This window comes from Streptomyces adelaidensis (assembly GCF_016598475.1).
GTDB classification, from domain to species: domain Bacteria; phylum Actinomycetota; class Actinomycetes; order Streptomycetales; family Streptomycetaceae; genus Streptomyces; species Streptomyces adelaidensis.
Genome location: NZ_JAEMUX010000302.1, coordinates 1 through 497, shown reverse-complemented (window position 1 = coordinate 497; position 497 = coordinate 1). Strand labels below are relative to the sequence as shown.

General features: G+C 65.2%; 1 protein-coding gene. It reads right to left on the bottom strand.

The annotated features are described in order from the left end of the window. On the bottom strand, positions 1–412 hold a 412-nt coding region (locus I8N67_RS41965), incomplete at its 3' end, for a transposase (protein ID WP_200309661.1). Positions 413–497: the final 85 nt, after the last annotated feature.

Here is a 497-nt window from a genome sequence, read left to right as displayed (position 1 = left end):
TGCCCGGCACCCTTTTCGCGGCGTCCCGGCCCGTCGTCGTGGCCGGGACTCCGACGGAGGCGTGGATGCTCTGCGTGTCCAGGACCACCAGGCTCGGGTCGGCTAATCGTTTCCGCCTCTCCCGCAGCTGCCAGCGCAGCAGGTCGTGAACGTCCTGGTCGGTGCCCTCGTCGCGCCAGAGGTAGAAGTAGTACTTCACCGCTCCGGGCGGGGGCATGTCATGGGGCAGGAACTCCCACTGACAGCCTGTGCGGTTCTGGTAGAGGATCGCGTTCACGACCTCCCGCATCGCGTACTTCCCCTGATGCCCGCTGACCGACGGATGCCGGGCCTTCCATGCCGTGATCACGGGTTCGACGAGCGCCCACTGCTCATCGGTGAGATCGCTCGGGTACGACTTGCGCATGCTCATGCCATAACCCAAGCGAACCCCGAACTCCTGACCGGCGACGATGCCCCAACGTCACACCATCGAGCGATGACAAGACCGACAGAAC